Origin of the sequence: Alkalicoccus urumqiensis, assembly GCF_002993335.1 — a bacterium.
Lineage (GTDB): Bacteria > Bacillota > Bacilli > Bacillales > Salisediminibacteriaceae > Alkalicoccus > Alkalicoccus urumqiensis.
Window position 1 is genome coordinate 74,763 of sequence record NZ_PVNS01000006.1, and the last position, 22,787, is coordinate 97,549.

A 22,787-nucleotide genomic window follows, 5' to 3' on the forward strand; every position below is an offset into this window, starting at 1 on the left:
GCGATTGTACGGTAGTAAACCTCTTCATTTTTCGTTAAGATTATCTTTGTGCTCGTCTGTCTAAAGAAGAGCGCATCACACACCGGAGGGGTTTACATGATCGAAGCAGTCGGACAGCAGTCATTATTTAACATTATCATCAGTCTGATGGTACTGACCGTTGTCTGGTGGTGCATCCAGTCCTTCCGATTTGATTTGTTTGTTAAAGATCCTGACGGCATCAAAGCCAAAGCACTCATGGTACTCGCCGTGATTGCACTCACCGAACTTGTCACCAGCTTTCTTCTGCAATACCTGAACTGGTCGACGACACTCCGGTATTTGTTTTAAAAGTCCCATTAAAGGGAAGAACAGGAAACAGAAGAAATGGAAGCTCGTACATAGCATGAAACGGCATCGAGAAATGCGTACGAGGGTTAACAACGATGCATACAATCCAGCATGAAAAAAGAACACAACGATGTTTCTATTGATAGCACGATAACAGAGATAATGAAAACCAGCTGAAGACGCAGACTGGACACGGAGGTAATAATAGTGGAAAAAATTATTGTACAGGGCGGACGTCCGCTGACAGGAAATGTTCGAATTGATGGCGCGAAAAACGCAGTACTGCCGGTGATCGCCGCATCTATTCTTGCAAGTAAAGGAACGAGCCGGATCTATGACGTACCGGCACTCGCAGATGTTTACACGATCAGCGAAGTTCTAAGAAACCTTTACGCAGACGTTGATTTCGAAGGGAAAAATGAGATTGCTGTAAATGCGGAAGGGGCGCTCGCAACCGAAGCACCTTTTGAATACGTCCGCAAAATGCGCGCCTCGTTTCTCGTTATGGGCCCGCTCCTTGCCAGAACCGGCCACGCGCGCATCGCGCTTCCGGGCGGATGCGCCATCGGCTCCCGTCCGATCGACCAGCACCTGAAAGGCTTTGAAGCCATGGGTGCGGAAGTAGAGATCGGAAGCGGATTTATCGAAGCGAAAGTTGACGGCCGTCTTAAAGGAAACAAAGTGTATCTCGACTTCCCAAGTGTCGGTGCGACAGAAAACATCATGATGGCAGCATCGATGGCGGAAGGTACTACGGTCATCGAGAACGCAGCGGAAGAGCCCGAAATTGTCTGCCTCGCGACGTACATCAACGCGATGGGCGGAAAAGTCCGCGGTGCAGGTACAGGCACGATCCGTATCGATGGTGTCGACGAGCTCGTCGCAGCGGATCACACGATCATCCCGGACCGCATTGAAGCCGGCACGTTCATGGCTGCCGCAGCCATCACCGGCGGAAACGTACTCGTAGAAAACGTTCTTCCGGAGCACCTTCGTCCGGTCATTGCCAAAATGACGGAAATGGGCGTCTCTATCGAAGAGGAAGGCACCGGCGTCCGCGTCATCGGACCGGAAAAGCTGAAGTCCACCGACATCAAAACGATGCCGCACCCTGGCTTCCCGACGGACATGCAGGCGCAGATGATGGCGATGATGCTCATCGCAGAAGGCAACAGCGTCGTAACAGAGACGGTCTTTGAAAACCGCTTCATGCACGTTGAAGAATTCCGCCGCATGAACGGTGACATCAAAATCGAAGGCCGCACGTCGATCATTAACGGGCCGGTGAAACTGCAGGGAGCAGAAGTTGCCTCCACAGACCTCCGTGCCGGCGCAGCACTCGTCCTTACCGGACTCGTCGCAGAAGGCCGCACACGCGTCACAGAGCTGAAGCACATTGACCGCGGCTACGTAAACTTCACAGAAAAACTTCTCGCACTCGGCGCCGACATCGAGCGCGTACGCGACGAAGAAGAAACTGCAGCGCCACAGATCGAAAAAGAAACGGTGGAAAAAGCGTAATTATCTTATCTTCTTACTGATGATAAATCATCCACAAAGGGCTGTTCTGGCAACGTCGGAACAGCCCTTTTCATATGCTTTTCGTTTTGACGCGGGCACGCTTCAAAGCCGATAACCGTAAGCGCACATATTTCCCGGGAAATACACGTTCCCCTTTTCCCAAATCCCCCCAAAAAACTTTCTCCGGCTCCGAAGAAATACCTCCGGCAGCCTGAATATTATGATAGAATGGTAAGATGAGGCTGAATGTGTACGGACTACCTTACATAGGCTGAAACAGACCGCATCTGCGGCAGGATAGTATAGGAGGAAATCAGGGATGTTTGGAAGAGATATCGGAATTGACCTTGGAACAGCCAATGTATTGATTCATGTGAAAGGACAGGGAATTGTCCTGAACGAACCGTCGGTAGTAGCAGTGGAAACCGGAAGCGGTCAGGTACTGGCCGTAGGGGAAGAAGCATTCCGCATGGTCGGAAGAACACCCGGAAATATCGTCGCGACACGCCCGCTGAAAGATGGAGTGATCGCTGACTTTGATACAACCGAAAAAATGCTGAAATACTTTTTAGATAAAATCAAAGTGAAAGGAATGTTCTCCAAGCCGCGCATTCTGATCTGCTGCCCGACAAACATTACACCGGTCGAGCAGAAAGCGATCAAAGAAGCAGCAGAGAAAAGCGGCGGCAAGAACATTTACCTGGAAGAAGAGCCGAAAGTGGCAGCGGTCGGCGCAGGCATGGACATTTTCCAGCCGAGCGGAAACATGGTCGTCGACATCGGCGGCGGCACGACAGACGTTGCGGTTCTTTCCATGGGAGAGATCGTCACCGCAGAATCGATCCGCATCGCGGGTGACCGCTTCGATTCCGACATTCTTACGCACATTAAGAAAAAGCATAAACTGCTGATCGGAGAGCGGACGGCGGAAAAAATTAAGTTCGAAGTCGGCACCGTTTCTCCTCACGGACGAGAAGAAAGCATCGAAATCCGCGGACGCGACATGGTAACCGGTCTTCCGCGCACCGTCGAGGTCTCTTCAGAGGAAGTACGACAGGCCATGAGTGAAGCCATACAGCACATCGTTCAGGCAGCGCGCACCGTGCTGGAAATCACACCGCCGGAGCTTTCCGCAGACATCATCGACCGCGGCATTATTATCACCGGCGGGGGAGCCTACCTCCACGGGATTGATTCGCTCTTAAGCGACGAACTGAAAGTTCCTGTATTCATCGCTGAGAACCCGATGGACTGTGTAGCTATCGGCACCGGCAAGATGCTTGAAAACCTGGACCGTATCCGTAAAGTACGTGCCTGAAGGAGGAGAACCGCATGCTTCGAGGACTCTATACCGCCGGCTCCGGCATGATTGCCCAGCAGCGCCGGCAGGAAATGCTGACGAACAATATGTCCAACCTGGAGACTCCCGGCTACAAAGCCGACCAGAGTTCGCTGCGTAAATTTCCGAATATGATTGCCACGGAGATGAGCAAGCACAACCAGCCGTTTTCACGGCCGCAGATCGGTGAGCTGACGACCGGCGTCTACATGCAGGATATTCATCCGAATTTCCGCCAGGGTGACGTTCAGGAAACCGGAAATTCCACCGATGCCGCGCTGTTCCAGAGCACTGTTCCGGAAACGGAAGACGGAGGACCGGCGCTTCTCGCCTACGAGGTGCAGAATGATGACGGCGATATCCGCTATACGCGGACGTCCAGCTTCACCGTGGACGGCGCAGGGCTTCTGACGACGAACAACGGACATTACGTCCTCGGTACCGACGGGGAACCGATCGAAGCCGGCAGTGAAGAAATTGTCATTACGGACGACGGCACAGTAACGGATACCGAAGGCATTGAGCTCGGCCAGCTGAACGTCGCGCTCATTCCGGATCCGTCCCAGCTCGTGAAAGAGGGCGGCGATCTGCTCCGCTATGACGGGGAGGAAGCCATCGGCACAGCCGTGGGAAATGACGAAGCGCAGTACCAGATCCAGCAGGGTTTCGTCGAGCGGTCCAACGTCGATCCGCGTCAGACAATGACCGAGCTGATGACGACGATGCGTACGTTCGAACTGAATCAAAAAGCCCTCCAGGCGTACGATCAGAGCCTCGAACGGACCGTCAATGATGTCGGCAGAATCCAGTAAAGGGGGATGAACAGTGAACCAGTCCATGATTAACTCCGCCGTGACAATGGGGCAGATCCAGGCACGGCTCGACACCGCCGGTAACAACTTGGCGAACGCCAATACAACCGGATTCAAACGCCGTGACACGTCATTTTCCGACCTCCTCACGAGGCAGGTGGACAACCAGCGTGTCGGGCCTTATGAAAACGGGCGTCTCACACCGGAAGGCATCCGCAGAGGAAGCGGCGCCGGCGTGTCCCAGACAGCGGTCCGTTTTGAGCAGGGAAGCCTGCAGCAGACCGGCCGTCCGCTCGACCTGGCGGTAACGCAGCCCGGGTATTTCTTCGAAGTAGCTCCTGATGAGGAAGGGAACCGCCGCTTCACACGGGACGGCGCGTTCTACCTGAGTCCGAACCCGGTCGATGACACAGAAAATCTGCTCGTCGATGCCGAAGGATCAAACGTCCTGGACGCAGCAGGCAACCCGGTAACACTGCCGGTGACCGGCGACATCACGGTTCGTGAAGACGGGACGATCACTGTCACCGAAGACGGCGTGGAAGAAGAAATCGGCCAGCTGAACCTCGTGAACATTACGAAGCCGCAGCTGCTTGAAAATGCCGGAAACAACCACTTTCGTTTTCCCGATTTGGATGAATTAGAGCTGGAAGAGGCGGATGTACTGGAAGCTGCAGCGGGCACGGACGTTGTGCAGCAGGGGGCGCTTGAAGCGTCGAATGTAGATATGGGCCGGCAGATGAGTGACCTGATGGCAGCCCAGCGTCATTATCAGTTTAATTCCAGTGCAATCAACATGACCGATCAGATGATGGGCATGGTCACCAATCTTCGATAGGAGTTACTAACGTATGAGTAATGAAACGAACCTCCGCAACAGCCGCGGGGAAGATGAGCAGAATACGACGGAAGAACGTACAGATGCTCCGGAGACAACTGAAGAAGAGACGGCACAGCCGGAAGAAGAAGAGCAGAGCCGAAAGAAAAAGAAGCGGAAGGGCATCCATCCATTCTGGAAGCCGACCCGTATTCTGCCGATCTGGCTTCGTCTCGTATTAATTCTCGCGGCAGCAGCAGCGGCAGCAATTGCCGGTGCGATGATCGGCTATTCGATTATCGGCGGCGGCGGAAATCCCGGGGACGTGTTAAATCCCGACCTCTGGTATCATATTTACGATATAATCTTTGAAGGAACCGATCGGGACCGCGGTTAAGGTTCGAGGCGCCGGCACCAGCTGCCAGGTAAGCCTCTTTTTTTTGCCCGGAGCGGTTGCGGCACACGGCAGGGGAAGGTACACTGAACTTAGTACGTGGTGCTAAAACCAGCAGATGACAGGAGGCAGTTTCATGCTTACGACCGAACAGATCAAGGCGATCATTCCCCACCGCTATCCCTTTCTTCTCGTCGACCGGATCCTGGAGGTAGAAGAAGGTGTATCCGCAAAAGGATTAAAAAACGTATCGGCGAACGAAGACTATTTCAACGGACATTTTCCGGAATACCCGGTCATGCCGGGAGTGCTCATTATTGAAGCGCTCGCCCAGGTCGGAGCGGTTGCGATATTAAAGAAAGAAGAGAACCAGGGACGTCTCGCCTTTTTCGCCGGCATCGACAAATGCCGCTTCAAAGGTCAGGTGACACCGGGGGACCAGCTTCATCTGGAAGTCGAAATCACCCGCCTCCGCGGCGCCATCGGCAAAGGTAAAGCCGTCGCCTCGGTCGACGGAAAAACGGTCGCCGAAGCCGAGCTCATGTTTGCGCTCGGGGACAAAGAAGACTAAAGCCTGCCTCCGGTCATCCTATTTGGGTGACCGGAGGCATTTTTGCGTTCGCCGATTCGCGGATCGTGCCAAGAGCAGCGGATATCGTGCCAGAGAGCGAAGGTTTCGTGCCAAAACGGAAAGCGATCGTGCCACGAACGGAAAACCCGCTCATCGACCGTCGGCTGAAGCTCCCAGCCGGCCCTCCGCCGGTTCCGGAGCAGGCAGATGGCTGCGGAGCAGCGGTTATTTGCGGTTGGATCGTGCCAATAGCAGCGGATATCGTGCCACGGAGCAGACGTTTTGCGCCAAAAGCGGAGCGGTTCGTGCCAATGCTGAAATTTCGTGCCAAAAGGGAAGCGTCGTGTGCCAGAACGCAGAAGTTTCGTGCCAAAACGAAAAGACTTCGTGCCACGACCGCAAAACCAAACCATCCTCTTCCGGCCGGAAAAGCCCGGCCGGCCCTCCGCCGGTTCCGGAGCGGCAGATGGCTGCGGAGCAGCGGTTACTTAGTCTTGGATCGTGCTACGAACCGAACACGAGCAACAACCTCCATTTGTAAGCGCTCTTTCACGAAGAATCTACGCATTGATTGGGAAAATATGAAAGAAATATGAGAGAATGTCTAATTGCGTTTGAATACGTTTGGGAAGTCCCGAAAAGTGAAATAGACTGCACAGAGCGTCAGAAACGACGCCTTACTAAACTAAATTTGAGTAACACGTTCCAAGGAGGAATTTACAATGAAAAAGAAAATGATGCTATCCGCACTATCCAGTATGTTTGTTCTCGGTACACTCGCAGCCTGCGGCGGCGGAGAAGAGAATGACACAATGGAAAACAATACCGGCGGTACAGAAAACACAGAAATGAATACAGAAATGGAAGACACGGAAACGAACACAGAAGACCCTGCAGCGGAAAATGATGCAGAAATGAACGACACAGAAGGCGAAAACGGCATGGAAAATGATGCAGAAATGAATGACACCGAAATGGAAGATGACGCAGAAATGAACGACACGGAAATGGAAGATAACGCGGAAATGAATGACGCGGACATGGAAGAAGACACAGACACGAACTCGTAAGTAAGATTGGGGAACCGTTCCTGAAACCAAAGGAGGAGAATATCCAATGAAAAAGAAAGCACATCTTACGCTGACAGCCGCTTTTTCTGCTATGATGCTTCTCGCCGCATGCGGCGGTGGCGGAGCAGATGAAGAAGCTCCTGCAGGAAACGAACCGACGGACAATGCCACCATGAATGAGAACGCAGAAATGAATGATGGCATGGAAGATCCGGTCGACGATTCCACAGAATAAGCAGGATTGTAACGACCATACCAAAAAAGCTTCCTCTTCCCCCTTGGAGGAAGCTTTTTTGCGTGCGAAAATAGAATGATCCAAAGCGAATCCTTTTCCTGAAGCATCCGTCTATACCAGCAGCGGCCCACCGCCCTGAGAAAGGAGGCCCCCGATGGAAGAACAGGAACTCGTCCGCCGCGTCCAGGCAGGAGACGAAGACGCCGTGACGGAGCTGCATGCCCGCTATGTCGACGCCGTTTTCCGCTACCTGGTCGCCCAGACAAGCAGCTACCACGACTCCGAAGAGCTGCTTCAGGACGTTTTCTACCGCGCCGCTGTAAAACTCGACACGTACAATGGCCGCGCTGCCCTGAAAACGTGGCTGTTTAAAATTGCCCGAAACGCCGTTATCGATTACTACCGGCGGACCGATAAAGAAAAAAACGTCGTCCTCGCCGCCGACCCGCGGCCGGAGGATGCCGGACGCACCGAAGAAAACGCGGAAACAGTTGTGATGCGCGGATTACATATGGAAGACGTGGAACGGTGCATGGAGCAGATGACCGAAGACCACCGGCAGGTTCTCCACCTCCGGTTCGTTGAAGACCTTAGTTTAAAAGAAACGGCCGCCATCCTCGGCCGTACGACATTGTCCGTGAAAGCCCTCCAGTGGAGAGCCCGTCAGAAGTTGAAAGAATGCATCGGAACGGAGGTGATGCCAGGTGACACAGAATAAAGACCCATTCAACCGCTTAAAAGACCGCCGTGCCGGTGAGCGCGCACGCACCCGGAGCCTGTCCGCTTTTCAGCGCGGACTCGAAGAACGGAAAAGCATGCCGCCCGGAAAAAAGAATTCCGGATGGAAAGCAGGCGTCTCCACCGCCGCCGCAGCCGGGATCGGCGGCCTTCTGCTCGCACCGTGGCTCATCGGTACGTTCCAGCAGGCCGATGAAAATGAACAGGAACCCGAAGAAAACGACGTTCTGGATGAGAACGAAGAGCCGGAGGAACTGCCGGAGGAAAACGACACGCCGCTGGAAGACATCATTGAACGGCCGCTTCCGGGAGAGATGAACGTCAACGATCTCGTGCCGTACACGGTGTTTGATGAAGAAATTCAGTTGTTCGTCCCGGACGGCTGGGAGCTGGAAGAAGAAACGATCGACGACGGTCAGCACATTTACCTGGACAGCGGGGATGCTGCGATGCGCATCCACTGGTTTACACCGGGCGCGGACGCGGCATTTGACGAAGCCGTCGACCGCCGGCTTGATCAGTTCGACGACGAGCCGCTTCAGTATGACGGGGAGGATATTAAAGCCCACCTGGAGGAAAACGACGGCATCCATTCATTTTACGAAGACTGGTTCCCGGTGGACGACATGACCGTTTACGCCGTCGAGGATCAAAAAACCGGCCAGCTGCAGGAAATCATTACCGGCACGATTTTCAACCGTCCGGTAATGGTGACGAGCTACCTGCCGCTGCAGGAGGAGAATACGTGGTCCTACCCGTGGGAAATGCTCGCGCTCTGGGATATAACGGATGACGCGTACCTGCTGCCGGGCTCCGGAATCGGATCGGCAGAGAACGACCGTCCCGAACAGGTCGAAGCCGCCCTTCGTATCGGCGGATCGACGATCATTGAAGAAACGTTCCGCCATGTGCAGCTGGAAGAACCGCAGATGAGCACATACGCCGGCGCAGACAGTACGCTTGAAGAAGTAGACGGGGACGTGTATACAGCGTGGCGGTTTACCCACGAAAATGTGGGGCCGGAGAGTTATTATGAGATCAGCCGGATGAAGGAGGCGTCGTCGCTTGCGGAGGCGAAGGAGCAGATGGTGGCGTCGATCGGCCTGAGTGAGGAGGAGATTCAGAATGGGCTTGCTCCCGGGGAGACGCGGATTGGGTATTATATCCGGGAGGAGGAGCAGTCGGATGGGTTTTTGACGTTTTTTGAGTGGGATAATGACTGGTATTTCTACCGGGCGCATTCGAGCAGCCTCGCAAATGACGGTGGACGTTACAGGGATATTGCACAGTTTATGTTCGATCAGCTGGAAAGGCCGTAATTTACACATTTTCCCGAGCTTCTGCCGGTACAATTACAAAACTTTGCCGGAGAAAATGGAACAATTTGCAAAACCCGCAGATTGTATTGATGCGCGGGGATTTCAAGGTTATGATGACATCAGTTCCAATCAAGGAACCGATTCAACCTAACTTTCAGGAGGAATAAACCCATGAAGAAAAAACTGACATTATCCATTCTATCCTCAGTATTCGCAGTAGGTATGCTGACAGCATGCGGCGGCGCGGAAGAAGAGCCGGCGGACACTGGAAACGACACGAACGCAGTAGAAGAGAACATGGAAGAGCCTGCTGAAGATCCAGCTGCGGAAGAAGATCCAGCAGCAGAGGAAGATCCGGCTGAAAACATGGAAGAGGATCCGGCAGAAGAAGAGCCTGCGGATGACATGGAAGAAGAACCAGCAGACGATATGGAAGAAGACCCTGCTGCAGAGGAAGACCCAGCAGCTGAAGAAGAAGACACAGAAGAGTAAGTTACTGCCTGACCACGGGCCATACAGACATTCCCTTCCCCCTTCTTATAAAATAACGAATCCCGGCGTCCCCCCGCGCCGGGGTTTTTCTTTGTGGTTTCGGCGGACGCGTCATCCGCACATCGATTCGCGTCAATTGTGGTGTGCGCCGCGTCATCCGTGCGTCGGACCGCGTCATTAGAAGAGCCAATCGCGTCACTGGCACGAGCCCGCGTCAACATGACATGCCAGCGCGTCATTTGGAAAGCCCATCGCGTCAAACTGGCACCGGACCGCGTCAAAGAGGAAACCAGGAATGAAACCGCCGGCCGGGAAACCCGGGCCGGCCCTCCACCTGCTCCGAAGCAGGCAGATGGCTGCGCAGCAGCGGTGATTTGGATGGCTTCGTGCCAAAATCGAAGGGGTTCGTGCCATGAACGTCCAAACCCGTAACCCAGCATCCACCGCCGGCCGCACCCCAAGCCGGCCCTCTGCCTCTTCCTTTCTGCCTATTTCCTACATAAGTGACAAAAAAAGTCCTGACTTCTCTTGCCAGAAGCACCCATTTCTCCTATGATGAAACAAGAAATGCAGGAGGAGGGACGAACGTGAGAGACTTCATAGTAGGGATCGCTGCGGTGGTGCTTCTCGTCGTACTGCTTCCGGCGCAGGGATCAGCAGAAGAGCGGAGTCTCCGCTTCGTCGAAGGGGAGAGCCGTTTTTACGATGAGGGCGAAGCGGTGGAGCTGCCGGCGGAGACGGTCGTCCGCGAAACACCGGCCGGAGAAGATCTGTTTATTCCACTCCGCGCCTTCGGCGAACACCTCGGCTATACGCTGAACTATCACTCCAACCGCGATGAATATGAGATGACCGGCGAATTTGTCCGGTTCCACTTTGCCGACGGCCGGAGCGAATTCCGAAGCAGCGGCCCCGACCGGAAATACTCTCTCGGCTCGTACGAACGGATCGGCAACTACCTCATGATTCCGCTGAAGGAAACCGCCGATAACTTAAACATGCACGTCCATGAAAACGACGGAGAATATCTCGTGAAGTGGAGGGAAGTAGAGGATCCAGATCTAGTCGGCACGTGTTCCACCGATTTTTATCCGGAAGATAAGAGCGGCTTTTTCCCATCCACCGTGAAAGAATGGGAAGCGTCTTTCCCGGAACCGGTCCGCGCCCTTACCAGGCTGAACCGGGATCTCGTTCCATACGGCACCCTTCACTGCGTGGAGGAACCGACCGAGTAAGCCGTCCATCCGGGCGGCTTATTCACATTTCCCGGGAAATAGAAACGAAAAGCTGTCACCAATAGTCCCGGAGTGAACGCAGCGGTTTACTGCTGGAAACGTCGTTTTTCTGACAGGCCCCGAACACACCATCCAGATAATTACCACGTGCCTTGTGAAAACGTCCTCCATCCAACTTCTGTACCCCTTGATGCTCTAGGTGTAATGAGAATGTAACATTAATAGGCTGCTAAAAGGGGTATAACGTTACTCATATGCTTAGAAATACATACGAACAAAGGACTAAAGAATGGTCCCGGAAATGAATATTCTGAAAATAAGACCAAAGCTACTTTTTTCCCCAGCGCCTCCCAGTCAATAATGTATATGGACCTTACTATCTGCATAGATCTAGACAATCCCGCATGTATTCCGGACTATTTTTCCAGCGAACTGCGAAACAAGGAGGCCGTTTATGACCAGCCGAACCGCCACAGCGATCGTATCATCCGTGACCGTCACAAGCGCCATGTTTCTCATCCCGTCCGTCACGGAAGCAGCACTAGGAGAACAGACACTCCGGCCGGGAATGGAACACGCCGACGTTGCCGCACTTCAGGAGAAATTAACGGAAACCGGCCACTACACGAGCCGCATCGACGGCACATACGACCGCCCGACGATCCAGGCGGTACGTCAGTTTCAAAAAGAGCACCAGCTCACCGCCGACGGCATCACCGGGGCAGAGACATTCGCCGCCCTTCTCGGAAAAACCGCGGAAGCACCAGCCGAATACATAACCGATCAATCGGCAAAAAAGCTTAACCCGCAGAACACCCTGTCACCAAACACGAGCAGCATCGACGTCAAGCACCTGCAGACAGCACTCGGCAAAATCGGATTCTATGAGCCCGAGCACGCCACCGGCCGCTACGGCGCCACCACCGAAAAAGCCGTAAAACGATACCAGCAGGCACGTGGTCTGACATCCGACGGAATCGCCGGAAGCACCACCATCCAGCGCTTAAACGACGAAATTGTCCTCTCCCCGACGATGCAGACCGCATCCGCCACATCGACGATCATCCGCCTGTGGAACGAAGGCAGCCACGTCAAAGACCTGCAGCGGTCACTCAAAAACGCCGGCCACTACAGCGGAGGCATCACCGGCATCTACGGACCCAAATCCGAAGCCGCCGTCAAATCGCTTCAGCAGGCGAACGGCCTCGTCGTCGACGGAATCGCCGGACCGAACACATTCAATGCACTGAAAAAAACGACGCCGTCCACCAGCACCGGGGGAGCCAGCGGGGCATCGCCTTCATCGGCGTCCAGCGGTCTGATCCGCCTTTGGAGTGAGGGAAGCCACGTGACCTCGCTGCAGAAAAACCTGCGCTCGCTCGGCTTTTACAATGGCGGAGTTACGGGTATTTTCGGGCCGAAATCGCAGCAGGCACTAAAAGCATTCCAGCAGTCGGCAGGCATCACCGTCGACGGAATCGCCGGACCGCAGACGCAGCGGGCGATTGAACAGAAAGAAGCAGCAAAGAAAGAGCCGGCACCGGATACACCCACGGCCGGCGCCTCGTCAACAAGCACATCCACGCCGAGCATGCTCCGTCTCTGGGCGACAGGCAGTGCCGTACGTACGCTTCAGGAAGATTTGAAGCGGCTCGGCCACTACAGCGGGGGCGCGTCCGGTACGCTCGGGCCGAAAACCGAAGCGGGAGTTAAAGACTTCCAGCGTGCGATGGGACTGACCGTTGACGGCATCGCAGGGCCTAAGACACTGCAGGCGGTGCAGTCCGCAAAAGATACGAGCAGCAATACGAGCGAAACGCCGGGAAGCAGTGCAGGCTCCGGAAACTCCGGAGGCGGCAGCACCGGCCAGACGAGCGACGGTATGCTCCGTCTCTGGTCGAGCGGAGAGGCGGTAAAGACACTTCAGGAAAACTTAAAACGTCTCGGCCATTACTCCGGCGGCATTTCCGGCACACTCGGACCGAAAACGGAAGAAGCGCTGAAGGCATTTCAGCGCACTGCAGGGATCACCGTTGACGGCATCGCAGGACCGCAGACGCAGCGCGCTATCAGCGGCGCGCCTTCCGGCGGAAACACCGGATCGGCCGATGTGCTCCTGAAGCCCGGAACGAGAAGCGACAGCGTCCGCGAACTGCAGGACCGCTTAAAAGCAGCCGGCTTTTTCAGCGGGCAGTCGACCGGCTACTACGGCGATGTTACGAAGAAAGCAGTGACGGATTTTCAGAAAAAATGGAGCCTTGTCTCCGACGGCCTCGTCACACAGAAAACATGGGAGAAGCTCGAGGAAGTCTCGAGCATCTATCTTGAAGATGCGGTCAAGCCGGATAACAGTTCCGGCTCCGGAAGCTTCAACGCCATCAATCTGATTGCGGACGCCTCTGAACTGATCGGCATCCCGTATCTATGGGGCGGTACGACGACGTCCGGTTTCGACTGCAGCGGCTTTATTCAGTACGTCTTTAAACAGAACGGCAAAAACCTGCCGCGCACCGCAGCGGAGCAGTACAATGCCAGCACCTCGGTATCTGAGCCGCGCGTCGGCGACCTCGTCTTCTTTGAAACATACCGTCCGGGCCCGTCCCATAACGGTATCTATATCGGCGGCGGCCAGTTCATCCACTCTGGCAGCTCCACCGGCGTCACCATCGCCAGCATGAGCTCCAGCTACTGGAGCGAACGCTACCTGGGCGCCCGCCGCCTCAAGTAAACACCGCCTCGGCGGTGTTTTTTGTTTGGGCAGAGGCCGGGGTTTTACGGCTGGCGGCACCTTTTCTCGTTTCGCCGGCTGACGCGGTCCGGTTCTGTTTTGATGCGGTACACCGCTCGAATGATGCACGGCGGACTGCTTTTGACGCGGACGTGGGCCAATGACGCGATCGGCTCTCTTATTGACGCGGTCCGTTCCGGAAATGACGCGCCGCACACCTCCGTTGACGCGAAACACACGTAAAATGACGCGGCGCCTCTCGAGAAAACCTAAATCACCGCTGCTCTGCAGCCCTCTGCCTGCTCCGGAGCCGGTGAAGGGCCGGCCGGTGTTTTCCGGCCGGCGGTAGATGATGGGTTCGGATGTTCGTGGCACGGTCGTGTTCTGTTTTGACACGAAACCGCTGCGTCCTGGCACGCAGTGCGCCGCTTTTGGCACGAAATTTCATCTATGGCACGAAACCCGCCGTCCGTGGCACGAACCAATGAAACTGCGGGCAGAAATACGCCCGCCTCTGCGTAAACCAGTATTTGCTCACCAATGAGCAATCGGCTTTTCTCCTAGGCATACCCCTGTTATACTAATCACTATAACGTACTAAGCGTTAATTTGAGGGGGAGTTTTGTGGTGAAGGGTCTTGTGACGGTGGCCGGTGCTGCGCTGCTGATGCTGTCGGCGTGTACTTCATCTGAATCGGAATCAGAAGAAATACAGGCTTTTTCACCTGCCGCATATGAGGTGCTCCAGGAGGCAGAGCGGCATACCGGTACGCCGTACGAGTTCGGCGGCGATGCGACGGAGGCGTTTGACTGCTCCGGCTTCGTGCAGCACGTGTTTGAGGAAAACGGCGTTGATCTGCCCCGGGTTTCCCGGGACCAGGCGCAGGAGGGCATGTTTGTGACCCGGGACAACCTGCAGCCGGGGGACGTTGTTTTTTACCAGAACACGTGGCGTGAGGGCGTGAGCCACAACGGCATCTATATTGGAAACAACCATATGATCCACGCCTCACGCTCCGAAGGGGTTACCGTCATTTCGATGGACGACGATTTCTGGGAACCAAAGTACCACTCCGCACGCCGGATACTGCCGGAAGGATCCGGCATCGCACTCGATGCGGCAGAACCGACCGCATTTCTACTTCAGAGAACGCTCACCCGGCTCTACGCCGAACAGCAGCGCTCTGAAACCGACGCGTAAAACAGACCTGCAGAGGCATTTGCTTCTGCAGGTCTGTTTCGTCTTTCTCCGGAAAAAGTCCCCGGAAGGAAACGATTTCCGCTCTTATTACATACCTAAGCCGGGATCACGCGCCAAACATCCGGCGGAAAACCTAAATTAGCGCGGGGACTAATTCACTGGAACACTGCTGTGACGCGCTAAAATCGTGGTGTTTTTCACAAGGATGTTATGTAACAATAATGTAATTCGTCCGTTACGGTATTCTTTCCCGCGCTTTGCTACACTTCTTCATGGGACAAAACATTTTGTACAAAAATAGTAAGGGGTGTTGGAAAGTGAGAAAGTGGTGGTTTTCCTTTCTGGCAGCGCTGATGATGACCTCTGTGTTCACGTGGGACATGAACCAGACATCGGCGGCGTCAGGACAGGGTATTGTGCAGGAAGCACACAACTATATGGGAACGCCGTATTCGTTCGGCGGGGACACGCCGGCAGCATTTGACTGCTCCGGATTCGTCCAGCATGTGTATGAACAATTCGGCATCGATCTGCCGCGGACATCGCGGGATCAGGCCAATGCAGGTACGTACGTCGCGAAATCGGATCTGCGTCCGGGAGACATCGTCTTCTACCAGGGTACGTGGCGCGACGGCGTTAGTCATAACGGAATCTACATCGGCAACAATCAGATGATCCATGCATCGCGTTCACGCGGCGTGTCGGTCGTTTCGCTCGACAATTCCTACTGGGCGCCGAAGTATCACTCCGCGCGCCGCATTATCTCCGGCTCCTCGCAGGAAGTTGCGGGCGTGCAGGAATCCTTTGAGGAGCTTCCGGCCGGGCAGTATCACGACGTGGCATCGAATCACTGGGCGCACGGCGCGATCCAGGAACTCGGCGAAAGCGGCGTCATCGCAGGCCACAGCAACTGGCACTTCCTGCCGAATGACAGCATCAGCCGCGCTGAAGCCGCCGCGCTTCTGAACCGGCAGCTGAAACTCGGATCCGGCGGCAGCCTGCCGTTTAACGATGTCTCCAGCAGCACCTTCGCGTCCGGCGATATTGCCTCTGTCACCGCAGCCGGCGTCATGGGCGGCTACGAAGACGGATCCTTCCGTCCGACCGAGCCGATCACACGCGCCGAAATCGCGACCATGTTCGACCGGGCCTTCAACTGGAAAACGACGCCGTCAGGGAACGCATCGTTCTCCGATGTGTCGAGCTCCAGCTGGGCGGCACCGCACATCTCAAGGCTTGCATCCATCGATCAGGTGAGCGGCTACGAAGACGGTACCTTCCGGCCCGATCAGAATATGACACGAGCAGAATTCGCTTCGGTACTTCACCGCGCGATTCATCAATAAACACAAAAAAGGCGATGATACACCCTGGGACGGGGATGTACATCGCCTTTTTTGCTGCCGAAATACTAAGTATTCAGGCTCTATCATATAGATAGGGGGGGGAGAGATGAAAGTGGTGGTTTCAACTCCTAGTAGAAGTGTACCCCGGAGGAAACCGGAGTAAACATAAGAATAATATTTTGTAGAGAAAAGTTTTCAGGGATGAAGCAGATGGCTGCGCAGCAGCGGTTATTTGGATTGGATCGTGCCACGAACAGCGGATTTCGTGCCGCGGAGCGACGGTTTCGTGCCAGAATCGAGTACGATCGTGCCAACTAAAAAATATCGTGCCAAAAACGGTGCGCCGTGTGCCAGAACGCAGCGGTTTCGTGCCAAAACAGAACAAGCTCGTGCCACGAACCTCCAAGCCCGCAATCCACCGCCGGCCGGAAGAGCCGGCCGGCCACCACCTGCTACGGAGCGGGTCAGATGGCTGCGGAGCAGCGGTCACCCGGTTTTCAGGATGGTGCCACGAACCGCGCTCCTGAAAACATAAAAAAACCGCAGCGTCTAAGCGCTGCGGGGCGAGCTGCAGAAAGAGCGGTCATGCGCTCTGGGACGGGAGCTCATGCCGCTCTTCCTGTCGCCTGGATACTAAGTATGCAGGCATTTTTAAGGGGGAGAGATGAAAGTGGTGGGTTTCAACTCTCACCTTTCATGTACCCGCTCTGCTGGAAATAAAACGTAGAAAACCGGGAGAATACCTGTCTTTTTTCAAAAAAATCGGCGCACACTCTGGGACAGGAGTGTACGCCGCTTCGCCTCATACATTAAGTATACAGGCAAAAAAATAGGGGGAGAGATGAAAGTGGTGGGTTTCAACTCTTAGTAAAGGTGTACCCGGCAGAAACTCTCCGTAAACATCTAATCAGGAAAAAACATGGAGAATTTCCGGGTCGAAAGCGAAAACGAGCCTGTAAGTCATGCTATCTTGACACAGACATACGAAAAAGGCAGCGATACACCCTGGGACGGGGGTGCATGCTGCCTTTTCCGCTGCTTGGAACACCTAAGTATTCGAAGCTCTATCAAAATGATAGGGGGGAGAGATGAAAGTGGTGGTTTCAGCTCTTAGTAAATGTGTACCCCATAAGGCCCGGACAGTAAACATAAAAATGAAAAAAGAAATATTTCTTTTCAAATAACCGGAACGTGCGTTATACTGTATTTAATTGGTTGATAGGTATCTGCCGGTCCTCCTTTTTACGGTAGATATATCACTAAAGTAAACGCGGGCCAGTCTGCTGTATAAGCAGGCTGGTCAATTTTTTGGGAGAAAACGCGGCGCGGGAAGAAAAGACCTATCCGCGGAGACCATCCATATGTGTGCCCGTTAAGGACGTCGTTTTCCTGATTCTGGGTCGGATGGAAGGGGCAGGGGCGATGGTGTGTGTGTGAATGTTACACAAGTGTATCAGTAATTGCCTGAAACCTACGGCGGCAAGGGATCTGCACATTACCGGAGCGTGACAAAAAATACGCCATCCGGCTCATAAGAAAAGCTAAAATTCTATGATAAACTTACGTTGCATTGTGAGAGGTACATAGCGAGCCCGCAGCTGCAGCAGACATTCTGCAGCCGAGATGCCTGCGTCCAATCATGTTTATATAAGGACGGTCAACTGCTGCGCGTCAGCCATGGACGCGGTGGAACGACGATGTGACGATCAGCTGAGATCGCCCTTCGTAGACACTACGCCTGACCGGCGCAGGATATCCGCGGGACGATGAATTCAAGACTCCGGCCAGTAATAGAAGATGATGCATTCCGTTGTGCGTATTGCCCAATGACCTGCAAATCTTGACTCTGCGCACACGGCAAGCAGAATGTGTGCACAAACCGTAGTATACCGATCAGGGAAGTCTTGTTTTCAAAAGCCCGCAGGCTGCAGAATGCGCGCGGGTTCGCTGGGTATCTTTCCTCTGCACAAATAGACGATGGGGAGAGAAGCATTCATGATGAAAAAGTGGTTAGTATCGCTGCTCGCCGCAGCACTTCTCGTTTCTCTGTTTGCCGGGACATCCGTGTCTGCGCAGACGCAGTTTAACGACACGAATCATACAGAGATTCAGCGGCTTGCAGATGATGGGGTAGTTAGAGGAATCGGTTCCAATATGTTTGGACCGAAGCAGGACGTCACCCGCGCCGAAGTAGCGGTCATTATGGGACGCGCACTCGACATTTCCGTACCGAAAGCATCCGCACCATTCTCAGATACACGCGGACACTGGGCGGAAGCGGCGATTGCCGAAATGGCCGAGCGGGGATATGTAAATGGATATAAGGATGGTACATACCAGCCGAACCGTACACTGACACGCCAGGAAATGGCCGCGATCCTAACGCGTGCCTTCAATTACCAGTCTGAGCGGAGCGCGTTCTTCACCGACGTGCCGCCGACTCACTACTATTACGGAAACATTCAGCAGCTCGCACAGAGCGGGATTGCAAACGGCTATCCGGACGGGACATTCGGAGCCGATCAGACGATCAACCGCGAAGAATTCGCACTGATGATCGCACGTACGCTTTACCCGGAATACCGCCCGGAAGTTGACTCTGTCGACCTCGACGGCGAAATGGCGACAGCGAAAGTTGTCAACGTACCTTCCGGCGACACGCTGAACGTACGTCCGGACGGCTCGACGGATCACTCGCCGATCGGTACGCTGAAGCAGGGCGAGAACGTAAAAGTACACGACATCTCCGGAAACTGGGCGATGATTTCGAACTCCGGTGTCCGCGGCTACGTAAATACGTACTACCTGGACATCACATACCCGCAGGGATCCGGCGGCAGCCTCTCCGGACGCACGATCATGATTGATGCCGGACACGGTGGATCGGACCCCGGTGCCGTTGCGAACGGCCTGCGTGAAAAGGACATCAACCTCGACGTCAGCCTCCGCCTCGAGCGCAAGCTGAAAGACGCAGGAGCCAACGTCCTCATGACTCGCCGCTCCGACGTGTTCCCAAGCCTGCGTGACCGCGTAAACATGGCCAACAACGCCATGCCGGACATCTTCATCAGCGTCCACGCAAACGCCGCCACTCCGGCAGCGAAGGGAATCGAAACATTCTACGACACCCGCTACTGGGCCGGCGACAGCAAGAAGCTTGCAGATGACCTGCAGTCTTCCATGCTCCGCGAGCTCGGCTCCACGAACCGCGGCGTGAAAACAGCCGGGTTCTACGTCATCAAAAATACAAAGGTTCCATCGGCACTCGTTGAACTCGGATTCCTCACCAACTCACAGGAAGCCGCGCGCATGCGCACCAGCTCCTTCCGCGAATCCGCAGCCGATTCCCTCTACAAAGGAATCGTCAGCTACTACCGATAAGAATCAGGAAAACGACGTCTCTACAGGAGGCGTCGTTTTTTAGTTCTCCGTTCGTGGCACGAACGGAAGCGGCGGTTTTTCGTTTCTTGAGACGCGGCCGCGTCATTCGAGCGGCGGTTCGCGTCATTTCCAGTCCGCGGCGCGTCAAAAGGAGAAGCTGCCGCGTCAATTGGAGCACCGATCGCGTCATTGGCTCGTGCCCGCGTCAAAAGCAGCCCGCCGCGCGTCATTCGAGCGGCCCATCGCGTCAAAACAGAACCGGTTCGCGTCAAAGGCGATACGAGATAAGAAACCGCCGGCCGAAAACCCGGCCGGCCATCCACCTGCTCCGGAGCAGTAATTTTCATTTCAAAACAAGCAAAAAAAAGCGTCCACCGCGGGACTTCCCGCGTCTGACAGAGCAGGTGTTCTGTGGTATAATAGAAGTATATTACGAACGGGAGGAATAGATGTGCGGAGGTTAACGACAGAGAGTGTAGAGTTCCGCCGGATCATGAACAACCTGCGGATGGAGAACATGGACATTCCGAAAGAAAAGCAGCACCGGCTTCTCGACTCGATAAACCAGAGCGAGAAAATTACGCCGGCGCTCATCCGGCAGTGGCATGACAGCTGATAAGTACGAGACGTTCGACAACGACGACTTTCTGCTGCAGGAAAACCTGCTGGATGCCGCCGGCCTCGAGGAACTCGAATCCCTCGAAGCGCTCGCTTTCGCAGCCCGGGCGGCCCAGGTTCAGGACTGGGCCGCCTTTTCAGCGTCGTTTTCCGAAGCGCGCTTCAAAGCACTGCACGGCTTTTTGTTCCAGGACGTCTACGCCTTCGCCGGCACGTACCGCACCGTCAACATCGCCAAAGGCGGCACGCGCTTCTGCCAGGCGGCGTACATCGAGGAAAACGCAGCGTCCTTGTTTGACGCCATCGGGAAGGAACCGCCGTGGCAGTCCCTGGAGGAAGCCGCCTATCGGCTCGCGCATTTTAAGACAGAACTGAACATGCTGCACCCGTTCCGGGAAGGAAACGGCCGCGTGATCCGCTTTTTCATCTACGGCTGGGCACTGTCCCGAAACATCGTCTGGCAGCTCGAAAACATGACGCCGGACACGTATCTCGACGCCATGATCGCCTCCGTCACCGACGAACAGCCGCTTATCGAACTATTCCGGAAAACGATCCACTGGAAAGCCTGACCCCGCGTCAGGCTTTTTGCTTTGGGCAGATGGCCGCAGCGCGGCGGTTATTTTGGAGTACAAGAAAGTATAAAATTCGAAGCCTCTTCCGAGCTGGGACGCCAAGGGTTATAGTATTTCAACGTTCTGTTCTATGTGCCGTTTGTTTTTGTTAATGGAGCTTCTCCGCTTTTCGGCAGAAGCTTGCCGTGGGCTTGTCTTCAGCTATTTCTCATGGCCTGCGCCCTGAGAAAGGATCTTCAGACTGCGCTTGATCCCACCGGCGTCTCTGCCGAACGCTCCGAAGCGCAGTAAAATAGAGGTGAAATACGAAGGATTCATAGCAGAAAAAATGTTTATAAGGTAATGATGGTCTCTTCCAATTTGATTGAATGACAGCATTTCTGCGCAAAAGGGATCGCTTCTAGCAAGTGTTTTTTTCTACCTGCCGAAACCGGAGGCCGTCGACTCCGGGAGGATCCGAACGAGGCGAAAATCCATTCCTTCAGACGGAAGGAGGAAGGAATTAGTGGAGCCCGTTCCCTCCGGAACGCGTACGGCCAGAGGTGCAGACAGGAAGCGGGAACCTCTTCAATAGATCTCTCTTTTCTTTTAAGACCAGGCGGTTTCTGCCTGGTTTATTTTGTTGTGGTTCGTGCTACGAACCTCTACACCTTCGATCCACCGCCGGCCGAAAAATCATCGGCCGGCCCTTCACCGGCTTGGTAACCGGCAGAGGGCTGCGGAGCAGCGGGTATTCAGGTTGGTTCGTGCCACGAACAGCTAGTTTCGTGCCAAACAGCACAGGTTTTGTGCCACGAGAGAAGCGTTTCGTGCCAATAAAAAAAATTGTGCCAAAAGCCGCACGCCGTGTGCCAAACGAACAGTTTTTCGTGCCAAAAGAGATAATTTTCGTGCCACGAACTCCAAACACCCAAAACCATCTACCTAACCACCTCCGCGGCCCCCGCCGCGGCGCCTCTGCCTGCTCTGTAACAGAACGAAGGCAGCATCAAACCACCCCGGAAGAACATAATTTTCCCACGATAGGACAAAAAAAGTTTCCGATTTCCGAATCCTTTGACTGCCGGTTCCGTCTATACCGGCAGAGCAGCGTTCCAGAAGCCGCAGCCGGTCCTCCCGGCTGCATGGCCGGCGATGGAGCGCTGCATGCAGACCTTCTTGCAGCGGAGGTGTGCAGCACAGAGCAGGGCGGTGGCTGCATCCGCCGCTCTCTCTGTTTTTTATCATCGTTTCTCACATTCGACGTTTTGCGACAGCATCATGGGGGTAAAATACTCGTAACGCTTAACTTGGAGGATGACACCATGTATGTACTAACCCGGGGGTCAGAAGGAGCCGAAACACTCAAGTGCACCGGAACCAATGTCCCGAAATTGTTTACCAGTCAGCCGGAAGCCCAGTCGTTTGCCCGTATGTTGAACAGCCACTCGAGACGTGACCGCAGCTGGTATGTCCGGGAAGCATCATGCACGGAACAGTTTGCCGACTCCACGAGCAGAAACCGGAGCGAGAAACGAAAATCCCAGCACCAGCCAGTTAACTAAACCAATGACAAAAGCCTCCGCAGGTCATCCTGCAGAGGCTATTTTAGGTTCAGCGTTTTTCCGGCGGCCGTGACGTGACGTACGTGCCCGCGATAAAATCGTGGATCGCGCGGTTGTCCTTCCGTAGTGCAACCATAAAAATGGACACGATGACGCCGATCCCGAGCGTGATGGCGTAAACGATCCCGCCGACGGTCCAGCGGAGCACCATCGTCAAAATACCCACGTTCGAGCCGTTCATTTTCACGATCCGGATGCCGAGCGCCCGCTTTCCGAGCGTGTACCCGGTCCAGATAACCGGCACGGCAAGGTAATACCCGAGCGAAATAATTCCTTCCAGCATCTGCATCGCCCGCTCCTCCGACGCAAACCGTCCGTAAATGAGAAACGATACAAGGACAATCACGAACGTAATGGCCAGGCCGTCGAGAATGACCGCACCGAGGCGTCTCCAAAAGCCGACCGAATCTTTAACATCCATACAACTCCTCCTCCAACAGTTCTTCCTGTCAGGTACCCGCA

Annotated in this window: 23 protein-coding genes and 1 pseudogene; 22 read left to right on the plus strand and 2 right to left on the minus strand. The window is 54.7% G+C overall.

Annotation, left to right across the window (positions count from 1 at the left end; genetic code table 11):
- Positions 1 to 96 precede the first annotated feature (96 nt).
- The 19 genes and pseudogenes from C6I21_RS07675 (at position 97) to C6I21_RS07765 (ending at position 19,528) form a co-directional block, all read left to right on the plus strand.
- Complete coding sequence (locus C6I21_RS07675) at positions 97 to 330, plus strand: DUF1146 domain-containing protein (RefSeq protein ID WP_105958869.1); 234 nt, start codon at positions 97 to 99, stop codon at positions 328 to 330.
- A 207-nt stretch (positions 331 to 537) separates the two neighbouring features.
- Positions 538 to 1,851: a UDP-N-acetylglucosamine 1-carboxyvinyltransferase gene (gene murA / locus C6I21_RS07680; RefSeq protein ID WP_105958870.1), complete on the plus strand. Its 1,314-nt coding sequence runs from the start codon at positions 538 to 540 to the stop codon at positions 1,849 to 1,851.
- A gap of 319 nt (positions 1,852 to 2,170) precedes the next feature.
- Positions 2,171 to 3,169 carry a rod shape-determining protein gene (gene mreB, locus C6I21_RS07685; protein WP_105958871.1) on the plus strand — a complete coding sequence of 333 codons (999 nt, stop codon included), beginning with the start codon at positions 2,171 to 2,173 and terminating at the stop codon, positions 3,167 to 3,169.
- 14 nt (positions 3,170 to 3,183) lie between these two features.
- Positions 3,184 to 4,002, plus strand: coding sequence for a flagellar hook-basal body protein (locus C6I21_RS07690; protein ID WP_105958872.1), 819 nt, complete (start codon positions 3,184 to 3,186; stop codon positions 4,000 to 4,002).
- A gap of 13 nt (positions 4,003 to 4,015) precedes the next feature.
- Positions 4,016 to 4,840: a flagellar hook-basal body protein gene (locus C6I21_RS07695; RefSeq protein ID WP_105958873.1), complete on the plus strand. Its 825-nt coding sequence runs from the start codon at positions 4,016 to 4,018 to the stop codon at positions 4,838 to 4,840.
- 13 nt (positions 4,841 to 4,853) lie between these two features.
- Complete coding sequence (locus C6I21_RS07700; protein ID WP_105958874.1) at positions 4,854 to 5,216, plus strand: DNA-directed RNA polymerase subunit beta; 363 nt, start codon at positions 4,854 to 4,856, stop codon at positions 5,214 to 5,216.
- Between the two features lie 133 nt (positions 5,217 to 5,349).
- Positions 5,350 to 5,784 carry a 3-hydroxyacyl-ACP dehydratase FabZ gene (gene fabZ, locus C6I21_RS07705; RefSeq protein ID WP_105958875.1) on the plus strand — a complete coding sequence of 145 codons (435 nt, stop codon included), beginning with the start codon at positions 5,350 to 5,352 and terminating at the stop codon, positions 5,782 to 5,784.
- A gap of 722 nt (positions 5,785 to 6,506) precedes the next feature.
- Positions 6,507 to 6,854 carry a hypothetical protein gene (locus C6I21_RS07715; RefSeq protein ID WP_105958877.1) on the plus strand — a complete coding sequence of 116 codons (348 nt, stop codon included), beginning with the start codon at positions 6,507 to 6,509 and terminating at the stop codon, positions 6,852 to 6,854.
- 46 nt (positions 6,855 to 6,900) lie between these two features.
- Entirely contained in the window at positions 6,901 to 7,089 is a 189-nt protein-coding gene (locus C6I21_RS07720; RefSeq protein ID WP_105958878.1) for a hypothetical protein, read from the plus strand.
- 154 nt (positions 7,090 to 7,243) lie between these two features.
- Positions 7,244 to 7,807 (plus strand): RNA polymerase sigma factor, encoded by a 564-nt coding sequence (locus C6I21_RS07725; RefSeq protein ID WP_105958879.1) that lies wholly within the window; start codon positions 7,244 to 7,246, stop codon positions 7,805 to 7,807.
- Positions 7,794 to 9,146, plus strand: a complete 1,353-nt coding sequence (locus tag C6I21_RS07730; RefSeq protein ID WP_105958880.1) for a hypothetical protein — start codon at positions 7,794 to 7,796, stop codon at positions 9,144 to 9,146. The genes C6I21_RS07725 and C6I21_RS07730 overlap by 14 nt, the downstream gene beginning before the upstream one ends.
- A gap of 171 nt (positions 9,147 to 9,317) precedes the next feature.
- Positions 9,318 to 9,638, plus strand: coding sequence for a hypothetical protein (locus C6I21_RS07735; protein ID WP_105958881.1), 321 nt, complete (start codon positions 9,318 to 9,320; stop codon positions 9,636 to 9,638).
- A 587-nt stretch (positions 9,639 to 10,225) separates the two neighbouring features.
- On the plus strand, positions 10,226 to 10,873 hold the full coding sequence (locus C6I21_RS07740; RefSeq protein WP_105958882.1) for a hypothetical protein: 648 nt from the start codon (positions 10,226 to 10,228) through the stop codon (positions 10,871 to 10,873).
- 568 nt (positions 10,874 to 11,441) lie between these two features.
- Positions 11,442 to 12,932: pseudogene (locus tag C6I21_RS07745) on the plus strand (peptidoglycan-binding domain-containing protein); the annotation flags it as partial.
- Positions 12,933 to 12,983: 51 nt separating this feature from the next.
- Positions 12,984 to 13,601 (plus strand): C40 family peptidase, encoded by a 618-nt coding sequence (locus C6I21_RS16885; RefSeq protein WP_425352487.1) that lies wholly within the window; start codon positions 12,984 to 12,986, stop codon positions 13,599 to 13,601.
- 99 nt (positions 13,602 to 13,700) lie between these two features.
- A complete protein-coding gene (locus C6I21_RS16460) occupies positions 13,701 to 13,844 on the plus strand; it encodes a hypothetical protein (protein WP_181186163.1) in 144 nt (47 codons plus the stop codon).
- A 381-nt stretch (positions 13,845 to 14,225) separates the two neighbouring features.
- On the plus strand, positions 14,226 to 14,801 hold the full coding sequence (locus C6I21_RS07750; protein ID WP_105958884.1) for a C40 family peptidase: 576 nt from the start codon (positions 14,226 to 14,228) through the stop codon (positions 14,799 to 14,801).
- A gap of 317 nt (positions 14,802 to 15,118) precedes the next feature.
- On the plus strand, positions 15,119 to 16,147 hold the full coding sequence (locus tag C6I21_RS07755; protein WP_181186164.1) for a C40 family peptidase: 1,029 nt from the start codon (positions 15,119 to 15,121) through the stop codon (positions 16,145 to 16,147).
- A gap of 1,995 nt (positions 16,148 to 18,142) precedes the next feature.
- Complete coding sequence (locus tag C6I21_RS07765; RefSeq protein WP_181186165.1) at positions 18,143 to 19,528, plus strand: N-acetylmuramoyl-L-alanine amidase; 1,386 nt, start codon at positions 18,143 to 18,145, stop codon at positions 19,526 to 19,528.
- Positions 19,529 to 19,548: 20 nt separating this feature from the next.
- Here the strand turns inward: C6I21_RS07765 and C6I21_RS16465 are convergent, their stop codons facing one another.
- On the minus strand, positions 19,549 to 19,779 hold the full coding sequence (locus C6I21_RS16465) for a hypothetical protein (RefSeq protein ID WP_181186166.1): 231 nt from the start codon (positions 19,777 to 19,779) through the stop codon (positions 19,549 to 19,551).
- Positions 19,780 to 19,979: 200 nt separating this feature from the next.
- Here C6I21_RS16465 and C6I21_RS16470 point away from each other — a divergent pair, with 200 nt between their 5' ends.
- The 3 genes from C6I21_RS16470 (at position 19,980) to C6I21_RS07775 (ending at position 22,265) form a co-directional block, all read left to right on the plus strand.
- The gene (locus tag C6I21_RS16470) at positions 19,980 to 20,144 is read left to right on the plus strand and encodes a hypothetical protein (protein WP_181186167.1); all 165 of its coding nucleotides are present in this window, start codon (positions 19,980 to 19,982) and stop codon (positions 20,142 to 20,144) included.
- On the plus strand, positions 20,134 to 20,718 hold the full coding sequence (locus tag C6I21_RS07770; protein ID WP_105958888.1) for a Fic/DOC family protein: 585 nt from the start codon (positions 20,134 to 20,136) through the stop codon (positions 20,716 to 20,718). The genes C6I21_RS16470 and C6I21_RS07770 overlap by 11 nt, the downstream gene beginning before the upstream one ends.
- Before the next feature lie 1,307 nt (positions 20,719 to 22,025).
- Complete coding sequence (locus C6I21_RS07775) at positions 22,026 to 22,265, plus strand: hypothetical protein (protein ID WP_105958889.1); 240 nt, start codon at positions 22,026 to 22,028, stop codon at positions 22,263 to 22,265.
- Between the two features lie 49 nt (positions 22,266 to 22,314).
- Here the strand turns inward: C6I21_RS07775 and C6I21_RS07780 are convergent, their stop codons facing one another.
- A complete protein-coding gene (locus C6I21_RS07780) occupies positions 22,315 to 22,746 on the minus strand; it encodes an RDD family protein (RefSeq protein ID WP_105958890.1) in 432 nt (143 codons plus the stop codon).
- Between the last annotated feature and the right edge of the window lie 41 nt (positions 22,747 to 22,787).

What these genes read in the sequence shown, in the direction of transcription:
- C6I21_RS07675 (WP_105958869.1), top strand. Translation starts at nt 97, where the DNA reads ATGATCGAAGCAGTCGGACAGCAGTCATTATTTAACATTATCATCAGT.
- mreB (WP_105958871.1), top strand. Translation starts at nt 2,171, where the DNA reads ATGTTTGGAAGAGATATCGGAATTGACCTTGGAACAGCCAATGTATTG.
- C6I21_RS07690 (WP_105958872.1), top strand. Translation starts at nt 3,184, where the DNA reads ATGCTTCGAGGACTCTATACCGCCGGCTCCGGCATGATTGCCCAGCAG.
- C6I21_RS07700 (WP_105958874.1), top strand. Translation starts at nt 4,854, where the DNA reads ATGAGTAATGAAACGAACCTCCGCAACAGCCGCGGGGAAGATGAGCAG.
- fabZ (WP_105958875.1), top strand. Translation starts at nt 5,350, where the DNA reads ATGCTTACGACCGAACAGATCAAGGCGATCATTCCCCACCGCTATCCC.
- C6I21_RS07715 (WP_105958877.1), top strand. Translation starts at nt 6,507, where the DNA reads ATGAAAAAGAAAATGATGCTATCCGCACTATCCAGTATGTTTGTTCTC.
- C6I21_RS07720 (WP_105958878.1), top strand. Translation starts at nt 6,901, where the DNA reads ATGAAAAAGAAAGCACATCTTACGCTGACAGCCGCTTTTTCTGCTATG.
- C6I21_RS07725 (WP_105958879.1), top strand. Translation starts at nt 7,244, where the DNA reads ATGGAAGAACAGGAACTCGTCCGCCGCGTCCAGGCAGGAGACGAAGAC.
- C6I21_RS07735 (WP_105958881.1), top strand. Translation starts at nt 9,318, where the DNA reads ATGAAGAAAAAACTGACATTATCCATTCTATCCTCAGTATTCGCAGTA.
- C6I21_RS07765 (WP_181186165.1), top strand. Translation starts at nt 18,143, where the DNA reads ATGATGAAAAAGTGGTTAGTATCGCTGCTCGCCGCAGCACTTCTCGTT.
- C6I21_RS07770 (WP_105958888.1), top strand. Translation starts at nt 20,134, where the DNA reads ATGACAGCTGATAAGTACGAGACGTTCGACAACGACGACTTTCTGCTG.
- C6I21_RS07775 (WP_105958889.1), top strand. Translation starts at nt 22,026, where the DNA reads ATGTATGTACTAACCCGGGGGTCAGAAGGAGCCGAAACACTCAAGTGC.
- C6I21_RS07780 (WP_105958890.1), bottom strand. Translation starts at nt 22,746, where the DNA reads ATGGATGTTAAAGATTCGGTCGGCTTTTGGAGACGCCTCGGTGCGGTC.